General features: G+C 69.8%; 2 protein-coding genes and 1 pseudogene. 2 read left to right on the forward strand and 1 reads right to left on the reverse strand.

Annotation, left to right across the window (positions count from 1 at the left end; all coding sequences use genetic code 11):
• Together E2651_RS42125 and E2651_RS42130 are read left to right on the forward strand one after the other, a co-directional pair.
• Positions 1-531 (forward strand): annotated as a pseudogene (locus E2651_RS42125) (AMP-binding protein); the annotation flags it as partial.
• Between the two features lie 84 nt (positions 532-615).
• Complete coding sequence (locus tag E2651_RS42130; RefSeq protein WP_245239546.1) at positions 616-2,337, forward strand: alpha/beta hydrolase; 1,722 nt, start codon at positions 616-618, stop codon at positions 2,335-2,337.
• Here the strand turns inward: E2651_RS42130 and E2651_RS42135 are convergent.
• Positions 2,334-3,200 (reverse strand): helix-turn-helix transcriptional regulator, encoded by an 867-nt coding sequence (locus E2651_RS42135; protein WP_135336550.1) that lies wholly within the window; start codon positions 3,198-3,200, stop codon positions 2,334-2,336. The two genes, E2651_RS42130 and E2651_RS42135, sit on opposite strands and share 4 nt — an antisense overlap.
• Positions 3,201-3,481 lie beyond the last annotated feature (281 nt).

The raw sequence follows: 3,481 nt of genomic DNA on the forward strand, positions 1-3,481 counted from the left end.
GCTATTCGTCGGCAGCGTCAGATGTGTATAAAAGACAGGGAGTGGTTCGCCACCGGGGACGTCGGGGAGCTCGACGCCGAGGGGTATCTCTCGATCACCGGGAGGAAGAAGGACCTGCTCATCACGACCGGCGGCAAGAACGTCGCCCCCGCCCCGCTCGAGGACTGGCTGCGCGCCCATCCGCTGGTCGGCCAGTGCATGGTCGTCGGCGACGCCCGGCCGTACATCACCGCCCTGATCACGCTCGAGGCGGACGGCATCGGGCACTGGTGCCGTATGAGGAAGAAGAAGGAGGGGAGCACTCCCGCCGATCTTGTCGATGACGCCGACTTGCGCGAGACGCTGCAGCGTGCGGTCGACGAGGCCAACAAGCTCGTATCCCGTGCCGAGTCCATCCGGCGGTTCGCCGTTCTGCCGGTGGATTTCACGGAGCAGAGCGGTCATCTCACGCCGTCCCTGAAGCTGCGCCGTGCCGCCGTCGAGCGTGACTTCGCCGCTGAGATCGAGGGGCTCTACGGACACGGCCGGTAGTCGCCGTCACTGGCTGTGAGCTGGACGGGCGGCGCCGGACCCGCGCGCTTAGGGTGATCGAGGGGCAGACCCTGGGAGGTTGCCGTGCGCAGAGCTGTTGCGCTCGCCGGCGTCACCGCGCTGGCCGTCATGGGGACAGGAGTCGCACTGCCGGGCATCGGAGCGGCGGCGGCCGCCGCTGCCCCTGCCGAGGAGTCCGCATCGCAGGCGTCCGCATCGCAGGCGTCCGCATCGCAGGAGTCCGCATCGCAGGCGTCCGCATCGCAGGCGTCCGCATCGCAGGCGTCCGCATCGCAGGCGTTCGCGTCGCCCGATCAGCGGCCCGATCTCTCCCGGTACTACACGCAGAAGATCAAGTGGGGTGACTGTGAAGGGGAGGGGGCGGGGCTCGTCTCCGAGGAGCCCTCCCCTTCCGCCTCCGAGGACGACGACGTGCAGTGCGGCAAGATCACTGTCCCGCTCGACTACGCACAGCCCAAGCGCGGCAAGGTCGATCTCGCCATGGTCCGCATCAAGTCCAGCGGCGAGAAGCGCGGTTCGCTGCTGCTCAACTTCGGGGGTCCCGGCGGTGCAGGGGTCTCCGGACTGCTCGCCTCGCAGAAGGAGTTCGCGTATCTCGGCAAGGGGTACGACGTCGTCTCCTTCGATCCGCGCGGGGTGGGCGAGAGTTCGCCCGTGACCTGTGGTGATGCCGGCGCCGAGGACCCGACGGAGGCCCCGGAGGGTGAGGAGACCGACGATCCCGGCGCCGTGCTCGACGAGATAAAGAAGATCTCCGATCGGTGCGCCAAGGAGTCAGGGCCCGTTCTTCCGTACGTCGGGACCATCAACGTCTCGCGCGACATGGACGTCATGCGTCAGGCGCTCGGCGACAAGAAGCTCAACTATCTGGGCTTCTCCTACGGAACGCGGCTCGGCGCCGTCTACGCCACCCAGTTCCCCAAGAAGGTCGGCCGGATGGTCCTCGACGGTGTGGACACGCTGACCGAACCGGTCGCCGAGCAGGCCCTGGTGAGCGCGGAGGGGCGGCAGACCGCCCTCGACAACTTCCTCAACTGGTGCACGGACAACGCGGGTTGCGTCTTCGGCAGGGATTCGCGGGCCGCGCGCGAGCACATGGCGCAGCTGATCCGGGGGCTCGACCGGTATCCGCTCCAGTCCACGACCGGCGAGGAGTTCACCGGCCAGGACGTCGTGGACGTACTCGGACAGGCGCTCTACAGCAGGCAGTCGTGGCCCGCCCTGTCGCAGGCGCTCGGCGCGCTGCTTGCCGACGGGGACCCCCGGGCGCTGATTCGGATGAGCGGCGCGATGGCCCAGCAGAGGCCTGGCCTGAAGGGCCTGACGGAGGACATTCCCCCCGACAACATGGCCGCCGCGCTCATGGCCGTGAACTGCGCCGACGACCCGGACCGGCCGGACGCGGACAGCATCGAGAAGGAAGTCGGCAAGCTCCAGCAGGAGTTCGCATCCACATCCGCCATCTTCGGGAAGTCGATGCTGATGCCGGTGCTCTTCTGCTTCGGGCGGCCCGCGGGTACGGACTACATCCGTGACGAGGTACGTGATGTGAAGAGCCCGGACTTCCTGCTCGTCGGCACGCGGGGCGACCCCGCGACCCCGTACAGCTGGACCCAGGAGACCGCCGAGCGGCTCGGCTCGGCGGCCGTCGTCCTGGACAACAAGGGGGACGGGCACACCGGTTACGCGGGGTCCAAGTGCGTGCGGGAGAAGGTGGACGGGTTCCTGCTGTACGGGGAGATGCCGAGGAACGGGAGTTCGTGCGGGGCGGACGAGGAGGACTAGCTGCGGGACGCCTCGGTACGGGACGCCGGCTCCAGGCGGAGCATGGCCTCTTCATCCGGGGTGCCGGGCGCCGCCTGGTAGGTGATCAGCCGCTGCCCGCCCGTCCGCGCAAGCTGCATCGCCTCGAACGTGAGGGTCATCCGCCCCGTCTTCGGATGCGCGAAGATCTTCTTGCCGCCGCCGCGCTCCCGCACCTCGTACCGCTCCCACATGCGGGCGAAGTCCGGTGATTTCAGGAGGAGTTCGCCGACCAGGGCGGCCAGCTGCGGGGAGTCGGGGTCGAGTCCGCCGATCGCCCGCAGATGCGCGACCGACGTCGCGAGGGTCTGCTCCCGGGGTATGTAGAGCTCGCTGCCCACGGGATGCAGGAACACATAGCGGGTGAGATTGCGCTGGGCCGGGGCGTAGTCGTCCCACAGGCCGGGGAACAGGGCGCGTCCTGGCGGGTTGGCGGCGAGGACGTAGTTGTACCGGTTGACGACGTACGCGGGCAGCGGCCGGAGCGCTTCGAGCATCCGCAGGACCGACTCGCGCACGGTGCTGTCGTCGGTGGGGCGCGGCTCCGTCATCCGGCCCGACGCCAGCTCGGCCAGGTCGTGCAGGCGCTCGTGGGCGTCGCCGCCGAGGCGCAGGGCGCGGGCCAGGGAGTCGATGACGGCCGGGGACGGGTTGGTCTCCCTGCCACGCTCCAGCCGGGTGTAGTAGTCGACGCTGACCCCGGCGAGGGTCGCGAGCTCCTCGCGGCGCAGGCCGGGGGTGCGGCGCAGGCCGGTACCGGCCGGGAGGCCCGCGTCCGCGGGGGTGATCTGCGCCCGCCTCGCGCGGAGGTATCTGCCGAGTTCCGTACCTTCTGCCGGTGCCATTTCTCTATTGTCACCGGTTGATGGTGGGCCTGGGGGGCCGTGTCAGGGCCTGGAACGTTGCGGTCTGCCGGGGCGGCGGGGCTTGGTGGAGTCTTGCGATGGCCCTGGGGTCCTCGTTCCCCGCAGCCGCAGCCGCAGCCGCAGCCGCAGCCGCAGCCGCAGCCGCAGCCGCACACGCCTCTCCCGACCACCCGCCCGATTGCCCCGCAGGAGTCACCGCCCATGCCGACGCCAAGCGTCACCGCCGCCCCGGCAGACCGCAACGTTCCAGGCCCTGACAC

Source organism: Streptomyces sp. MZ04, assembly GCF_004684775.1.
Taxonomy (GTDB): Bacteria; Actinomycetota; Actinomycetes; order Streptomycetales; family Streptomycetaceae; genus Streptomyces.

Bases quoted from the DNA above. Each gene is read 5' to 3' on its own strand.
- E2651_RS42135 (WP_135336550.1), bottom strand. From the start codon at position 3,200: ATGGCACCGGCAGAAGGTACGGAACTCGGCAGATACCTCCGCGCGAGG.